Source organism: Mycolicibacterium mageritense (assembly GCF_010727475.1).
GTDB lineage: Bacteria > Actinomycetota > Actinomycetes > Mycobacteriales > Mycobacteriaceae > Mycobacterium > Mycobacterium mageritense.
This window is the reverse complement of record NZ_AP022567.1, coordinates 2247294-2263593: the sequence shown is the minus strand read 5'-3', so window position 1 is coordinate 2263593 and position 16300 is coordinate 2247294. Positions and strand designations below refer to the sequence as shown.

Below are 16300 nucleotides of genomic sequence, written 5' to 3'. Positions count from 1 at the left end.
CTGCCCTCGGTCCCGTTGTTGCGTCGGTGATTCCGGCGTTCTCCTGATCGACCGTTGACACTCGATCCGTGCGCTGCGTACGCTCCTCCAAACTCGACGTCGAATCGACATCGATGGAGGACTCCCGTGAAGACAACCGCCGCAGTTCTGTTCGAAGCGGGCAGGCCGTTCGAGATCGTCGAGTTGGATCTCGACGGTCCGCGCGACGGTGAAGTGCTGATCAGGTACGTCGCTGCCGGGCTGTGCCATTCCGACCTGCACCTCACCGACGGTGATCTGCCGCCGCGCTTTCCGATCGTGGGCGGTCACGAGGGTGCCGGCATCATCGAAGAGGTCGGTCCGGGCGTCACCAAGGTCAAACCGGGCGACCACGTGGTGTGCAGCTTCATCCCGAGTTGCGGTCACTGCCGCTACTGCTCGACCGGGCGGCAGAGCCTGTGCGACATGGGCGCGACCATCCTGGACGGCTGTATGCCCGACGGTTCTTTCCGCTTCCACAGTGGCGGTGAGGAATTCGGTGCCATGTGCATGCTCGGGACGTTTTCGGAGCGAGCGACGGTATCGCAGAACTCCGTGGTCAAGGTCGATGACTGGCTTCCGCTGGAATCCGCGGTCCTGGTCGGCTGCGGCGTGCCGACAGGCTGGGGCAGTGCGAACTATGCGGGCGGTGTGCGACCGGGCGACATCGCTGTGGTGTACGGCATCGGCGGGATCGGCATCAATGCCGTCCAGGGCGCGGTGCACGCCGGCGCCAAGTATGTGGTCGCGGTCGATCCCGTCGAGTTCAAGCGCGACGCCGCGCTGAAATTCGGTGCGACACATGCGTTCGGCGACGCGGCCGAGGCCGCCGAGAAGGTGACCGAACTGTCGTGGGGCCAAGGTGCGGACCAGGCCATCGTCACGGTCGGCACGGTTGACGAAGAGGTGGTCTCGGCAGCGTTCGCCGTAATAGGCAAGGGCGGGACACTGGTCGTCACGGGCATGGCGGCCCCGGACAAGCTGACCGTCCACGTATCCGGGCTCGACCTGACCCTGGGGGAGAAAACCATCAAGGGATCACTGTTCGGTTCCGCCAACCCGCAATACGACATCGTGCGACTGCTCAGGCTCTACGACGCGGGGCAGCTCAAGCTCGACGAGCTCGTCACCACCAGGTACCGCCTGGAGGACGTCAACCAGGGCTACCAGGATCTGCGTGACGGCAAGAACATTCGCGGAATCATCGTTCACTGAACCGCTTTCGCCAGATACCAAGGGAGGCCACTCGTGACCGTTACACCCGTCGAAATCCCGCGTGGATCCGATCCGTTCCCGCGCACGGGCGTCGTGCGCGACGACGCCGGAGTGCCGTACTACGCACATGTGCCCGCCACGCTGGGTGCAGTGCTGCGCGCACACGTCGCCGCGCGACCGGACTCCGAGGCCGTCGTCGAAGTGCGCGGTGACCGGCTGACCTATGCGCAATTGTGGGAGCGGGCTTCGCGCGTGGCCGGCGGACTGCGAGCTCAGGGCGTCGAACACGGGGATCGGGTGGCCGTGCGCTACCCGGCGGGCGTGGACTGGGCCCTGGCCTTCTGGGGCACGGTGTTGGCCGGCGCAATCGCGGTGGCGGTCAACACGCGGTCAGCGCAACCGGAGGTCGATTTCGTTCTCGCCGATGCGGGCGTGAAAGTCGATCTGGCCCCGGATGTTCCGCTGCCCAACGGCGAGCCGTACGTTGCCGACGGAATCGCCGCTGCCGACGTCGCTGCCTTCTTCTACACCTCGGGAACCACCGGGCACCCGAAGGGTGTGCCGACGACTCATGGGGCATTTATCACCAACGCCGAGAACATGATCCGTTGTCTCGGTGTGCCCCGCGACCTGGGTTCGCAGTTCCGCACGCTGATCTGTGTGCCACTGTTCCATGTCACGGGGTGCAATTCACAGTTCCTGGTGGCCGCCTATGTCGGGGGCACCGCCGTGATCATGCCCGCACTAAAGGTGCCTACGCTGATCGAAACCCTTTCGGCAGAGCAGATCTCCTTTCTGGTGACCGTGCCTGCCGTGTACTCCCTGCTGCTGCGTCACCCGGACTTCGCCGCGTGCGACATATCCACGGTGAGCCGGCTCGCCTACGGTGGGGCCCCGATCGCGCCGTCACTCGTCGAAGAACTGCATGCGGCGTTCCCGTCGGCGAAGTTGATGAACGGTTACGGCATGACCGAGACCGCGTCCCTGATCACCGTCCTGCCCGACCAGGACGCAGTGGCGCATGCGGACTCCGTCGGATACGCGGTGCCGTCCGTAGACCTCGGGATCGTGTCGAGCGGTGACGATCCCCACGAAGGCGAACTCGTGGTCCGGGGCGCGAACGTGACCAACGGCTACTGGAACCGGCCAACCGCGAACGCGGAGACCATCATTGACGGATGGTTGCACACCGGTGACGTCGTCAGAATCGACGACGCCGGGCGGGTGCACGTCGTCGACCGGATGAAGGATCTGATCAACCGCGGCGGCGAGAAGATCTCCAGCGTCGAGGTCGAGGCAGTACTGTCGGCGGCTCCGGGCGTGGCCGAGGCGGCGGTCGTGGCGGTCCCCGACGCCGTGATGGGCGAGAAGGTCGGCGCTGTCCTGTTCGCCGGTGGGGCCGCGATCGACATCGACGAGGTGCTCGCCCATTGTCGGAAACACCTCGCGGACTTCAAGATCCCGCAGTACGCTGCGGTGCTCAGCGAACCTCTGCCACGGAATCCCAGCGGCAAGCTGCTCAAGAACCAACTGCGCCGCCAGGTGCAGTGGGGCGAGCCGCTGCGCTAGCGATGCAAGGAGATTCACCATGACTCAGGCAGATCCTGCGTCTCGGCGGGAAGACCGGGCCCTTGCAGGCGGATTCGAGTCGGTCTTGACGGCCGGAGCGATGAACACGCTGCGGGGCCGGGTTCCTGCGGGGGAACTCGGCCAGATCGCGGCCGCGCTTGCGCGTCATCCCCGTCCCGCGCTTGACCGGGTCGCGCGGGCGGCCCGTGAAATCGGCTCGATCGCACAGGGGGTCGACGACCGGCCCGGTGCTCTCGACCGCCGGTTCTCCGACGTGGCCTGGCAGGAAAATGCGCTGCTCCAGCGAATCGCCCTGGGGTACTTGGCGGGATCTGCCGCGGTCGAAGACATCGTGGCCGACGCCGTCGTGGACTGGCGCACCAAGGAACGGGTCCGGGTGTTCGTCGACAACGTGCTGGCGGCCGCAGCGCCGTCCAACAACCCGCTGCTCAACCCGGCGTCGCTCAAGCGTGCCATCGACACCGCGGGCACCAGTTGGATCCGGGGACTGCGGAGCTTCGCCGGCGACATGGCGAGCCGGCCCCGAATCCCCAGGGCCGTTGACGGTTCGGGATACCGGCTGGGTGAGAATATCGCAGCGACACCTGGAAAAGTGATCCGGCGCGGGCGACTGTACGAGCTCATCCAGTATGCGCCGATGTCCGAATCCGTCGACGCCGTGCCGATGCTGTGCCTCGCGTCCCCGGTCAACAAGTACTACCTGCTCGATCTGGGCCAGAAGGAATCGGTCACGCGGGTGCTGCTCGAGCGCGGCCGCAGGCCCTTCACCGTCTCGTGGGGCAACCCGGACGAGTCACATCAGGATGTCGGCCTCGACGACTATGTCGCAGCGGTCGTCGAGATACTCGAGACCGTTGCCGAGGTGTGCGGCACCGATCAGGTTCATCTGTTGGGATTCTGCGGTGGCGGCCAGTTGGCGTTCACGACCGCCGGCTATCTCGCCGCGACCGGGCGCCAGGATCTGCTCGCGTCGCTCACCGTCGCGATCGCCGTCATCGACTTCGAACGTGGCGGGACCATCGGCGCGATACTCGACCGGCGGTTGGCGGACCGATCGATCGCCATCGCCGCCCGGCGGGGCTACTTCGACGGCCGGGACACCGCAGAGATGTTCGCGTGGATCCGGCCGAACGACGGGATCTGGGTCAACGTCGTCAACAACTACCTGCTCGGCCTCCCCTTGACGACCTTCGATCTCGTCTACTGGGCGACAGATCAGACCAACCTTGCGCTGGCATTCGGAACGCAACTCGTCGACATCACGCTGACCAACGGGTGGGCGAAGCCGGGCGGAGTCCGGATCCTCGGCGAGTCGCTGGACCCGGGCCAGATCACTGTCGACACTTACATCCTGGGTGCATCCACGGATCACATCTGCCCGTGGCAGGACTGCTACCGCACCCGGGCGCTGCTGGGTGGCCAGAGCACATTCGTGCTCGCGAAGGGCGGGCATGCCGCAGTGATCGCAAAAGCGCCGGGGTCGTCCCGCGCCAGTTACCGCACATCCGAGTCGACCTCGACCGACGCGCAGGTCTGGCAGGCCGAGGCGACCGATAACACCGGCACGTGGTGGGAGCATTGGGAGCGCTGGATCGCGAACCGAACCCCGGTCACCAGAACCGCACCCACCGTGCTCGGCAGCCCCACTCATCCACCGGTCGACGACGCGCCCGGTCAGTACGTCCGCACCACCCTCACGTGACCGACAAGGGGACTCCCATGGCACCCGATAATGTTGTGCCCCCGCTCAAACCGCCGCCTGCCCTGTGGACGGCCACAGAAGGGTGGCGTGCGGTCGCGGAGCTTGTGAGCCTGTACCCGGCGAGGCGATGCCTGGATGCGCTGCCCAACGGGGATGGTGCGCCGGTGCTCGTGTTGCCGGGCTTGGCGGTTGGTGACATCACGACGGTGCCACTGCGCCGGCTGCTCGCCAAGCACGGGTATGCCCCATACTCATGGGAATTGGGTGCCAACGTGGGTCCGACGCAGCGGATCATCGGCGGCCTGGACGCCTTGCTGGACCGGGTGGTCAACGAGCATGGACGCCTGGTCAGCGTTGTCGGCTGGAGCCTCGGCGGCCTGCTCGGACGCGACCTGGCCGTCCGCCATCCCGACGCCGTGTGCCGGCTGATCACGATGGGCACCCCGCTGGGGATCACCCACCATCGGCAGACCCGGGCCGGCCTCGTATACGACTGGTGTTCGCGTTTTCATCTGCCGGAGTACGCATTCGACACCTGGAAGAGCCAGCCCGTGCCGGAAACCCTGCCGACCACCTCGATCTACAGCCGCTCCGACGGCATCTCCCGCTGGGAGAGTTGTCTGCTCCCGGCCGGACCGCGGTGGGAGAACGTCGAAGTCATCGGCAGCCACAACGGTCTAGGCTTCAACCCGCTCGCATTGTGGGTCGTGCTGGATCGGCTTGCGTTGCCGGCAGGAGAGTGGGCACCGTTCCGCGGTCCGCGCCGGCTGCGCAGGTACTACCCGCGGCCGGCCACCGCAGCCTGAGTTACCACGGCAGCTTCACCACCAGAGGGCCGCGGCGCGAGGCCTCGGACGTGGCGCGCAGGTGGGCGTCGGCTGCGCGTGACGGATCGAGCACGCGTGCCAGGAACACAAGCTGGTCGTCGCGCACCCGCTGTTGCCATGCGCCTCCGTCGAACGCCTCGACGTGGCCGATGGGGTACTCGCACAGTTGCGCCAGATAGCCGGCCTTCTTGGCGGCGCGACGCGCGGCTGCCGGCGGTGCGACGTCGTCGTGTGTGCCCACCTGCATCAGCATCGGGCAGGCCAGGCGGCCCGCGAACGTGGTGGGCCGGTTGAACCCGACTTCGAGTGCGGTGCGGGCGGCGACTTCGTTGCGCCAGGTCGGCCCGGCCACGCGGGCAAATGCCCGTGCGGCGCCGGGGCTGGTGACCAAGGCTGTGGTTCCTGGTTCTCCGACCGCGGGCAGGTAGTGCGGATCGCGGCCGAGCCGGCTGAGCGCAGTGTCCAACAGTCCGTGTGCCGTCAGCCGAGCGAGTTGCGCGGCGCCACGGCGCTGACGCGCGATGTGCGCGAGCGTGGCGCGGCCGTCGGCGGCTGGATTGAGCGAAACGATCGCGGCAACCTGTGGGTTCTGTGCGGCCACTGCGATGACGTGACCGCCGGCATACGAATAGCCCCACAACGCGATTCGGTCCGCGTCGACTCCGGGCAGGTGCCGAGCGGCGGCAAGCGCCGCATGGTAGTCCTCGCGCTGACGGCGGACTGCGATGTCCTGGCGCGGATGGCCGTCGGAGTCGCCGAACCCGCGGTAGTCGAACACCAGCGCATCGATACCGGCCGCGGCGAATGCCTCTGCGTAGGGCAGCAGGCCGGAGTCACGGGTGCCGCCGAATCCGTGCGCCATGACCACACATGGCCGGCCGGCCGGCCCTGTCAGCGCGTCACTCCACGCGGGAACGTGGGTGGCCGCACACCGGACGCCATGGCTCGGAAAGTACAGGTTCTTGGTCATCGTGATCGCTTTCCGCTCAGGACACCACGAGGGCAGGCTGTTTCGGAGTGAACCGCAGGGCGTCGTCTTCCACCGGCCCGTGACGCAGTCGCGCAACGTCGAATTCGTAGGCGTGCTTGAGCGTCCACGGGCCGTTGGTGCCGGCCCGTGGGAACTTCGCGATCGCCCGCTGCACATAACCCGAGGTCATGTCCATCATCGGCACGCGATCCATGGTCGGGTCGTCCAACACGGGGACGACGGTGTCATGACCGTGTGCGTCCATGTAGTCCAGCAGGCGGCAGAAGTGCTCGCAGACCAGGTCCACCTTGAGGGTCCAGGCGATGTTGGTGTACCCGACGGCATACGCGAAGTTGGGTACACCGGACAGCATCATCGCTTTGTACGCAGTCGTGTCGGGAAGATTGACGGCCCTGCCGTCGACATTGAGCTGGATCTTGCCGAAGGGCGACATGTTCAGTCCGGTCGCGGTGACGATGATGTCGGCGGTGAGCTCCTGACCGGATTCCAGCAGGATGCCGGTCCTGGTGAACCGGTCGATCCGGTCAGTGACCACCGACGCCTTCCCGGCCGAAATCGCCTTGAACAGATCCCCGTTGGGCACCATGGCGAGCCGTTGCTCCCACGGGTTGTATCGCGGCGTGAAGTGGGTGTCGACGTCGAAGTGCTTGGGTACCTGCATACGCACACAGCCGATCAGCAGCTTGCGCATGAGTTTGGGCCAGCGCTCGCAGGCCTTGAAGACCCCGCGGCCGAGAGCCACGTTCTTCCTGCGGATCACCTTCGATGCGCGCTTGTGGCCGAGTGCCCTGTTCAGCACGTTGGCGATCGGATCGGAGGCGGGGATCGAGAACACGTAGCTGGGTGAGCGCTGCAGCATCGTGATGTGGGCGGTCTTGTCGGCCATCGACGGGATCAGTGTGACAGCCGTTGCGCCACTGCCGATCACGACGACACGCTTGCCCGTGTAGTCGAGGTCGACGGGCCAGTGCTGCGGGTGGACGACGGAGCCCGCGAAGTCTTCCCGGCCGGCGAACTCCGGGGTGAAGGGCTCGTCGTAGTCGTAGTATCCCGTCCCCAGAAACAAAAACCGCGAGGTGAAGGTCGTGGTCTCACTCGTCGCCGGATCTGTGGCGGTCAGCGTCCAGCGCCCCTGCGTCGTATCGAAATTCGCGGACTGCACCTTGTATCCGAAACGGATGTGTTGACCGAGATCGAACTCGTCGAGGGTCTGCTGCAGGTAGTCCAGGATGATGTGGCCGTCGGCGATCGCCTTGCGGTGGGTCCACGGCTTGAAGCCGTAGCCGAACGTGGGCATGTCCGAGTCGGAACGGATGCCAGGGTACTGGTGCAGGTTCCACGTGCCGCCGATCGAATCACGGCCCTCCAGGACGGCGAACGTCGTGGCTGGTCGGAATGTCTTCAGGTGATAGGCGGCGCCGATCCCGGAAATCCCTGCGCCGACAACCAAGACGTCGAAGTCCGTGGTCTTCGTTGTGGTCATGGGTCTCTCCTGGCAGTGGCGACAAAATCAAAGTCGATTCGTGATCGAATTTAGCTCGCGACGATCCGCTCGTCAACGGTACGATCTCGAATCGTGTTCGAAAAAGAATCGGACCGTTCCGTGATGCGTCCCACGGCCCTGCAGCGTCGCGGGGTCGAACGGATGCGGACCATCCTCGACGTCGCCGAAACGTTGCTTGCCGATCAGGGCTACGCCGCCGCCACCCTCAAGGCCATCGGTGAGCATGCCGGCATTCCGACCGCGTCGCTCTACCACTACTTCGCGGACCGTGAGCAGGTCGACGCCGAGCTTGCCCGCAGGCACATCTGCACCATCGACGCGCACTTCGGGGCGGTGCTGGAGAATCCAGGTCCGGACAGCTTGCGCGGCAGTGTCGATGCCCTGATCGATCTGTTCCTCGCGTACTTCCGGGCGCACCCCGCGTTCGTCCAGCTGTGGTTCGTCGGCCGCTCTCCGGCCCTCGCCGACATGGCCGACGAGTTCCATGCGATGTGGGCGGAGCGGCTGTGGCGCTTCCTCGTCGAACGGGAGCTGCTCTGCGGCGACACACCACAGTTCATCGTCCGATTCGTGTTCGAGATGGGGCACCGCCCGTTCGACATCGCGTTCCAGCGGTGTCCGACGGGCGACGACGCCACCATCGACGAAGCGCGTCGCATGCTCACGGCGTATCTCGCCACGTACGCGCCTGACTCGGGGGTATTGACAGTTCGACGGGGTGGCTCTTAAAGTCGAAGTCGAATCGAGTTTGATTCAGAGCTCGCCGCCAGGTACGGGCGCCAGTAGAGGGAGAAAGTCATGGCCAACAGCCGACGACGGGTCGTCTTCATCGGCGCCGCCGGCGAGATGTGCCGTCTCGCCATCGAACGGTTCGCAATCGCGGAGGGTGACTGGGAGCTCGCGCTCTACGACATTCGTCCCGAGCTCCTCGATCAGCTGGTGCAGCGACTGCCTGCCGGTCTCGCCACCGCCGCGCGGCTCGACCTGTATGACCGCGAGGGCCTGCGCAACGCCATCGAGGGCGCCGCGCTCGTCGTGCTCGGCGCCGGTCCCTACAACCGCACGGCCGGACCCGTGATGGAAGCGTGTCTGGCGGCCAAGGTGCCCTATCTGGACTTCGATGACGACATCGAGAGCACCCTGCACGGGCTGTCGCTCAACGACGACGCCCGAGCGGCCGGGGTGCCGATGTACATCGGCTGTGGTGCCTCACCAGGGTTCACCAACGTGATGGTTGCCGACGCGGCAGGCGAACTGGACACCGTAGAGAACATCGATGTGTATTGGGTCGTCGGCGATGAGCGCGGATCGATCGGTCGTGCAGTTCTCGACCACATGCTGCGCGTCGCCGCAGGGCCCTGTATGACCTGGCAGAACGGTGGACCGGTCATGCACCAGTCCTGGCTGGAGACTCGGTGGACGGAGCTGGGCGGCGGGCTGGGGCTGACCATGGTGCACGAGACCGCGCACCCCGAACCCGTGACATTGCCGCGGAAGTACCCGAATGCCAAGAACATCCGGTGTTTCGGTGGACTGGACCCGGCACCCTACAACGGCCTCGTCCGCGGCGTGGGCCTGGCCGTGCAGAAGGGCAAGATGCCCGTCGAGGAAGCGATCGACTTCCTGGAGGCCTTGCTGACCAACAAGTTCGGCAGCCTGAAGGGCTGGCGACACGCGATATCCGGCTTATGGGATCTCGTGCGTACCGGAGAGGCGTCACGCACCGAGCTGGTCAAGTTCCTCGCTCTCGCGGCGGTGGGGCATACCTTCCCGTACAAGTCGGGATTGAAGGTCGAAGTGACGGGTCTCCGGAACGGCCTGCCCGCTGTGGCGAGCCGGCGCACCCCGGTGTGCGGTCCGGGCACCTACCTGTTCACCGATATGGCGGCGGCGACGGGGACGGCCTGCGCCGCGTTCATGTTGGTGGCGCTCGACGAGGAAACCGGAACTCGTGCAGGAGTATTCACACCTGAGGAATGGGTCGAGCCGGAGAAGTTCTACAAGGGGCTCGAACGTGTCGGCACCCCGCGAGAGGAGATCCTCGATGCAGCACACTGAGTCCACGAAGCGGATCGTCTTCATCGGCGCCGCCGGTGAGATGTGCCGCGTCGCGATCGAACGTTTCGCAAAGGCCGCCGGTGCCGGGGACTGGAAGTTGGAGCTGTACGACATCCGGCCCGAAACCCTGCGGGATTTCGTCAAGACGCTGCCCGCCGGCTCGACGACGGTCGGGTCCTTCGACCTCTTCGACGGTGCCGCGTTGCGCGAGGCCATCGACGGCGCGGATCTCGTCGTGCTGGGCGCGGGCCCGTACAACCGCACCGCAGAACCGGTGATGGCGGCGTGCATCGAAAAGAAGGTGCCCTACCTGGATCTCGACGATGACGAGGCCAGTACCCGGGCGGCGCTGGCACTCGACGCGAAAGCCAAGGCCGCGGGCGTCCCGATCCTCATCTGCTGTGGGGCATCTCCGGGATACACCAATGTGATGACTGCTGACGCGGCACGCGACATGGATGTTGTCGAACGCATCGACATCTGCTGGGTGACCGGTGATGAGGGGCCGGTGCCGTTCGGGCGCGCGGTGCTCGACCACGCGATCCGGGGATTCGCCGGGCCGTGCCACACCTGGGAGCACGGCCGCGCGGTGACCCATCAAACGTTCCTGGAGACCGACGTATTCGACGTCGGCAACTCCCTCGGCGGCGCCTACCGGTTCTACGAGTGCGCGCATCCAGAGGCGGTGACGCTGCCTCGGCGCTGGCCGGGAGCCGATCGCATTCGGGTGCTGGGTGCCCTCGATCCGCCACCGACCAACGGCATCATGCGCGGCGTCGCAGTGGCCGTGCAGGACAAGAAGATCTCGATGGACGAGGCCATCGACTTCATCAACGACCTCCTGACCGACAAGACCGGGTCACTCAAGGTGTGGCGGTACGCACTGTCGGGACTCTGGGGCACCATTCGTCGCCGTGAGATCGGCCCGGTCGAGGTACTGAAGTTCATGGCGACATCGGCGGCCAAGAAGCATCCCCCGTTCCGGGGTACGAACTACGTGCGGGTGACGGGCAAACGCGATGGGCAGCCGGTGGTTTCGGTACGGCGAGCGCCGGTGAGCGGGCCCGGTACTCCGTGGACCACCATGGCGTCGCTCACCGGGTCGGCCACCGCTGCGTTCATGCTCGTGGCGATCGATCAACTGGGACAGCGGTCGGGGGTTCTGGCGCCCGAGGACTGGGTAGACCCGGAAACCTTCTACCACGCGTTGGCAGCAACGGGCGGGGCTCCGCTGCACCAGGTTGTCGAAGCAGTGGTCACTCCGAGCACCGCAGTGACATCCCGAAAGGTCGCGTCTGATGCAGCTGCTCACTGAAACGGGCTGGGCTCCTCTGCCCGCCGACGTGCAGCCGTCAGTTGCCGAGGGAGTGACGTGCGATGTCGCCGTCATCGGAGGCGGTGTCGGCGGGATGACCGCGGCGCTGCGGCTGGCCGAATCCGGTGCCGACGTCGTGCTTCTCGAGGCTCAGACCTGCGGGTGGGGCGCGAGCTCACGTAACGCCGGATACGTCACCAACTCGGTTGCGGCGGATCCCGGATTGCTGGCACTGCTGTTCTCCCGCAGCAAGGTTCGTGCGTTGTTCCGGTACGCCGAGGCCGCGGTCGAATTCACGCAGGATGCCATCGCGGGCCGGGGCATCGACTGCGACTTCGAGAAGGTCGGCATCGTGCAGGCCGCAGTATCGAAGGGGCAACTGCGGAAGGCCCGCCGGAATGCGAAGATCATGGCGGCAGCGGGATCGTCGGCCGAGTTCGTCGAAGGGCCGGCAGCCGGATTGCCGGACGGCTTCCTCGGTGGCATGCGCGAAGGTATCGGCGGCACGCTGAACCCGGGCAAGTATGTCCTCGGCCTCCGCGATGCCGTGTTGAGTTCTCGGGCAAGGGTATTCGAGCACACCCGGGTGCAGAACGTCGTCGACCACGCGTCAGGGGTGACCATCGAGACCCCCGGCGGCCGGGTACACGCCAGGCAGGCGTTGCTCACAGCGAATGCCTACGGGAGGGATCTGTCGATCACGCCGCGCCGACTGGTCTCGCCGGTCTGGACGTCGTTGGTGGAGACCGAGCCGGTTGCCCCCGAGCGTCTCGACGCCGTCGGCTGGACCAGTCGCGCGCCGCTGGTGACCGCGCACATGATCCTGGAGAGCTACCGGGTGACCCCTCGGAACACGATCGTCTTCGGAACCCGCCGCCTCGAGACGACCACGGGACCGCTGTCCGCGCGGACCCCGTCGACTCCCGTGGTCGACGACCTCGTCCGCGGCTTCCGGGAGCGCTTCCCCGGGTTGCACGACGTCGCTCCACAACGGGCCTGGGGCGGCTGGATCGGTATGAGCTCCACGTGGTTGCCCGTGGCCGGAGAGGCCTCGCCCAAAGTGTTGTATTCGTTGGCGTGCAACGGACATGGCTTCGCCCAGGCGCAGTATGTCGGTCACCTGCTCGCGGGCCGACTCTCCGGTGAATCCATGCCCGAGGATCTCAAGACCATCTGGCACACCGGCAGATTCTGGCCCAGCTTCGTCAGCCAGCCCGCCCTGAACCTCGGTTGGTTCGCCGACCGGGCCCTCGACCGCCTCGCCCGCGCATAACAACCATCACCAGGGAGCAGACATGGACGTCATCGGCGGATTGTTCGCCCTCGCGGATCTCCTCATGATCTTCGCCGGGTTCACCTACGGGTGGAAGTTCATCCGGAACCACAAGAACTACCTGCTCGGACTCGAATGGATCATCGTCGCTACTTCCGGGGTCAACTTCCTGATCTACGGGTTGCTGCGGCTGAGCCAGGACAGCGCGAGCTTTCACGTCGCGGTCTTCTTCGATGCGTTCTCCAGGTCGGTGGGCATCACTCTGATCCTGGTGCTGGGATTGATGGCCGTCACCCACGGTTACCACCCGTCACGCACAGTCGACATCGGGGTCTTCGTGCTCGCCGGCGTGGTCGGACTCGGTCTGACGTTCTACGCCTTCCGCACGGCGGACCCCGAGACCCACCACATCGGGCTCGCCGGTGCCGTGTTCCTGGTCGTGGTGAATGTGCTCACCAGCATTTTCCTCATGTATTTCGCGGCCCGGTTGTGGCGTGTCGGCGAGCGAGGTCACGCGGTGCGCGTCGCGACCGTCACCGTCATGGGAGCCGTCATCGCGGCGACATATGACTTCTATCAGGTGCCGGGCGACGACGTGAACCGGACAATGTTCTACACCGCGGCGTTGACGACGTGGGGGCTGCAGCTGATCGTCTACTACTACGGCTATCGCGCGCTGGCCGGTCACGTTCAGACTGCCGGACACCCGCAGCGAAATCGACAAATCGCCTGAAGCGCGGTTGCTCCGGCCGCAACATGGGGTGGGAAACGTCATCAGTCCAACGCATTCAGAGGTGTGTACATGTCTTTGTTCGATGTGTCCGAACGTGCTCAGCGGTACCAGTCGGACCTGCTCGAGTTCATGGACGCTCGGGTCTATCCGGCCGAGCCGATCTACGCCGAGCAGATGGCCGCAGCCGGTGACCCGCATTTCCATCCGCCGATTCTCGAAGAGCTCAAGGCCGAGGCGCGAAAGCGTGGCCTGTGGAACCTGTTTCACCCGCACCCCGATTGGGGCCCGGGCCTGAGCAACCTGGAATACGCGCCGCTCGCCGAGATCATGGGCCGCAGCCACATCGCATCCGAGGCGTGCAACTGCAGTGCCCCGGACACCGGCAACATGGAGGTGCTCACGCTGTTCGGCACCGACGAGCACAAGGAGCGCTACCTCAAGCCGCTGCTGGACGGCACGATCCGCTCGGCCTTCGCGATGACCGAGCCCGCGGTGGCCAGCTCGGATGCGACCAACGTGCAGATGTCGATGGTCCGCGACGGTGACGAATACGTGCTCAACGGACGAAAGTGGTTTGCCTCCAACGGTATGCACCGCAACTGCAAGGTGCTGATCGTGATGGGCAAGACCGATCCGGACGCCGCGGTGCACCGCCAGCAGTCGATGATGGTCGTGCCGATCGACGCGCCGGGTATCACCGTCCGTCGCAACCTCGGCGTCTTCGGCTATCAGGATCGCGAAGGGCACGCCGAGATCGACTTCGACGATGTTCGGGTGCCGGCCAAGGACGTGCTCAAGGGCGAAGGCGAGGGCTTCGCGATCAGCCAGGCCAGGCTGGGTCCGGGACGTATCCACCACTGCATGCGGGCCATCGGGATGGCTGAGCGGGCCCTGGAATTGCTGTGCACGCGAGCACAGTCCCGTGTCACGTTCGGAAAGCCGATCAGCGAGAACGCCAACATCCAGGACTGGATCGCCGAGTCCCGCATCGACATCGAGATGATCAGATTGCTCACCCTCAAGGCGGCGCATCTGATGGACACCGTCGGCAACAAGGCGGCCCGCACCGAGATCGCGGCCATCAAGGTGGCCGCACCCAACATCGCGTTGAAGATCGTCGACCGGGCCATCCAGGTGCACGGCGGGGGCGGGGTCACCGATGACTTTCCGCTTGCCATGGCCTGGGCCCACCTGCGCACGCTGCGGCTCGCCGACGGGCCGGACGAGGTGCACAAGCGCGCCATCGCCCGCCAGGAGCTGGGCAAGTACCGGAAGGGGACACCGGCATGACAGGGCTCGACCTCAGCGGGCGCACCGCGATAATCACCGGCGCCTCCCGCGGTATCGGTTTGGCTGCGGCGCAGGCGATTGCGGCGGCCGGTGGCAACGTGGTGCTGACCTCGCGGCAGCAGGAATCCGCCGATGCGGCGGCCGTCGAGGTCGGTGGCTCCGCGCTCGGTGTCGCTGCGCACGCCGTCGACGAGGACGCCGCGAAACGCTGCATCGACCTGACGCTGGACCGGTTCGGCAGCGTCGACATCCTGGTCAACAACGCGGGCACCAATCCGGCGTTCGGCCCCGTGATCGACCAGGATCACGCGCGATTCGCCAAGACCCTCGACGTCAACCTGTGGGCGCCGATCCTGTGGACCTCGCTGGCGACCCGCGCGTGGATGGGCGAACACGGCGGTGCGGTGGTCAACACCGCATCGATCGGCGGCTTCGGGTTCGAGGCCAACCTGGGGCTGTACAACGCCTCCAAGGCCGCGCTGATCCACCTCACCAAACAGCTGGCGCTGGAACTGTCACCGAACGTGCGGGTCAATGCCGTGGCGCCCGGGGTGGTGCGCACAAAGCTCGCCGAAGCATTGTGGAAAGAGCATGAGAACCAACTGAATTCGGCGACAGCGCTGGGCCGGATCGGTGAGCCCGACGACGTCGGTTCTGCCATCGCTTTCTTGGTTTCCGATGCGGCGAGCTGGGTGACGGGGGAGACGTTCGTGATCGACGGCGGGCAACGCCTGGGCGATGTTCGGCAGTTCCGGTGACGCCGGTCGGCATCGACGCCGCAGCGGTGCAGCGCTGGCTCACCGACCTGGGCGTCGAACACGAACCCCCACTGCGGTATCAGCGGATCGGACTGGGACAGTCGAACCTCACCTACCGCGTCACCGATGCGCGTGACCGGTCCTGGGTCTTGCGCCGACCGCCGCTGGGGAACCTGCTGGCCTCGGCACACGACGTCGTGCGGGAGGCGCGAATCATCGCCGCGTTGGCCGACACCGACGTCCCGGTGCCCCGGATCCTCGGTGTCTCAACCGAATCGATCTCCGGTGTGGCGGTGGTGCTGATGGAGTTCGTCGACGGCCTGGTCGTCGACACCATGGCGGCCGCCGAGGCGCTGACCCCGCAGCACCGCCGCAAGATCGCCGAATCCATGCCGAGCACTTTGGCCAGGATCCATGCGGTGGACCTCGAACGGGCCGGGCTGGCAGATCTGGCCAGTCACAAGCCGTATGCCCAGCGTCAACTCAAACGCTGGTCGGCGCAATGGGCGCAGTCCAAGACCCGGGAGCTACCGGCACTGGACGACCTCACGCGTCGGCTCGCCGCGGCGATCCCCGAGCAACGCGAAATCAGCTTGGTGCACGGCGATTTTCATCTGCGGAACCTGATCACCGCCCCCGACACGGGTGCGGTGGTGGCCACGCTGGACTGGGAGCTGTCCACGTTGGGCGACCCGATGGCCGACATGGGTACGCTGCTCACCTATTGGCCCGAGCCCGGTGAATCCACCGGCGCGGACTTCGCACCGTCGACGCTGGAGGGGTTTCCCAGCCGCGCCGAGATGGCCGACCGCTACCTGGACGTGACCGGGCGTGACCCGGCCGCGCTGCGGTACTGGCATGTGCTCGGGATGTGGAAGCTCGCGATCATCGCCGAGGGCGTCATGCGGCGCGCCCGGGACGAGCCGGAGAACAGGGCCGCGGCGGGCACACCCACCGTGGAGCGGATCGACTCGATCGTCGACAAGGCCTGCGAAATCGCTGACGCCGCAGGTATTCCGCGGTGAC

General features: G+C 66.1%; 14 protein-coding genes. 12 read left to right on the top strand and 2 right to left on the bottom strand.

From position 1 onward, the window contains the following. Positions 1–126 precede the first annotated feature (126 nt). The 4 genes from G6N67_RS10855 to G6N67_RS10840 are packed head-to-tail and all read left to right on the top strand — an operon-like array spanning position 127 to position 5331. Entirely contained in the window at positions 127–1233 is a 1107-nt protein-coding gene (locus tag G6N67_RS10855) for an NDMA-dependent alcohol dehydrogenase (protein ID WP_036432239.1), read from the top strand. 33 nt (positions 1234–1266) lie between these two features. After that, positions 1267–2802, top strand: a complete 1536-nt coding sequence (locus tag G6N67_RS10850; RefSeq protein WP_036432241.1) for a class I adenylate-forming enzyme family protein — start codon at positions 1267–1269, stop codon at positions 2800–2802. 19 nt (positions 2803–2821) lie between these two features. Beyond that, positions 2822–4525, top strand: a complete 1704-nt coding sequence (locus G6N67_RS10845; RefSeq protein WP_036432243.1) for a PHA/PHB synthase family protein — start codon at positions 2822–2824, stop codon at positions 4523–4525. A 17-nt stretch (positions 4526–4542) separates the two neighbouring features. Continuing rightward, positions 4543–5331: an esterase/lipase family protein gene (locus G6N67_RS10840; RefSeq protein ID WP_051578667.1), complete on the top strand. Its 789-nt coding sequence runs from the start codon at positions 4543–4545 to the stop codon at positions 5329–5331. Between the two features lies 1 nt (position 5332). Here G6N67_RS10840 and G6N67_RS10835 read toward each other — a convergent pair whose 3' ends face one another. Together G6N67_RS10835 and G6N67_RS10830 are read right to left on the bottom strand one after the other, a co-directional pair. Further along, entirely contained in the window at positions 5333–6322 is a 990-nt protein-coding gene (locus G6N67_RS10835; RefSeq protein WP_036432245.1) for an alpha/beta hydrolase, read from the bottom strand. Positions 6323–6338: 16 nt separating this feature from the next. After that, positions 6339–7826, bottom strand: a complete 1488-nt coding sequence (locus G6N67_RS10830) for a flavin-containing monooxygenase (RefSeq protein WP_036432246.1) — start codon at positions 7824–7826, stop codon at positions 6339–6341. 93 nt (positions 7827–7919) lie between these two features. On the opposite strand from G6N67_RS10830, the gene G6N67_RS10825 reads away from it, so the two are divergent. The 8 genes from G6N67_RS10825 (at position 7920) to G6N67_RS10790 (ending at position 16299) form a co-directional block, all read left to right on the top strand. After that, positions 7920–8576, top strand: coding sequence for a TetR/AcrR family transcriptional regulator (locus G6N67_RS10825; protein ID WP_051578668.1), 657 nt, complete (start codon positions 7920–7922; stop codon positions 8574–8576). A 69-nt stretch (positions 8577–8645) separates the two neighbouring features. Next, entirely contained in the window at positions 8646–9905 is a 1260-nt protein-coding gene (locus G6N67_RS10820; RefSeq protein ID WP_036432248.1) for a saccharopine dehydrogenase family protein, read from the top strand. After that, positions 9892–11220, top strand: coding sequence for a saccharopine dehydrogenase family protein (locus tag G6N67_RS10815; protein ID WP_036432250.1), 1329 nt, complete (start codon positions 9892–9894; stop codon positions 11218–11220). The genes G6N67_RS10820 and G6N67_RS10815 overlap by 14 nt, the downstream gene beginning before the upstream one ends. Beyond that, positions 11204–12493 carry an NAD(P)/FAD-dependent oxidoreductase gene (locus tag G6N67_RS10810; protein WP_036432252.1) on the top strand — a complete coding sequence of 430 codons (1290 nt, stop codon included), beginning with the start codon at positions 11204–11206 and terminating at the stop codon, positions 12491–12493. The genes G6N67_RS10815 and G6N67_RS10810 overlap by 17 nt, the downstream gene beginning before the upstream one ends. Before the next feature lie 22 nt (positions 12494–12515). Beyond that, positions 12516–13226, top strand: a complete 711-nt coding sequence (locus G6N67_RS10805) for a hypothetical protein (protein WP_036432254.1) — start codon at positions 12516–12518, stop codon at positions 13224–13226. Between the two features lie 69 nt (positions 13227–13295). Further along, positions 13296–14516 carry an acyl-CoA dehydrogenase family protein gene (locus tag G6N67_RS10800; protein ID WP_036435403.1) on the top strand — a complete coding sequence of 407 codons (1221 nt, stop codon included), beginning with the start codon at positions 13296–13298 and terminating at the stop codon, positions 14514–14516. Then, the gene (locus tag G6N67_RS10795; RefSeq protein WP_036432255.1) at positions 14513–15274 is read left to right on the top strand and encodes an SDR family oxidoreductase; all 762 of its coding nucleotides are present in this window, start codon (positions 14513–14515) and stop codon (positions 15272–15274) included. Before G6N67_RS10800 ends, G6N67_RS10795 begins: the two co-directional genes overlap by 4 nt. Then, positions 15271–16299 carry a phosphotransferase family protein gene (locus G6N67_RS10790; protein ID WP_036432258.1) on the top strand — a complete coding sequence of 343 codons (1029 nt, stop codon included), beginning with the start codon at positions 15271–15273 and terminating at the stop codon, positions 16297–16299. Before G6N67_RS10795 ends, G6N67_RS10790 begins: the two co-directional genes overlap by 4 nt. Position 16300 lies beyond the last annotated feature (1 nt).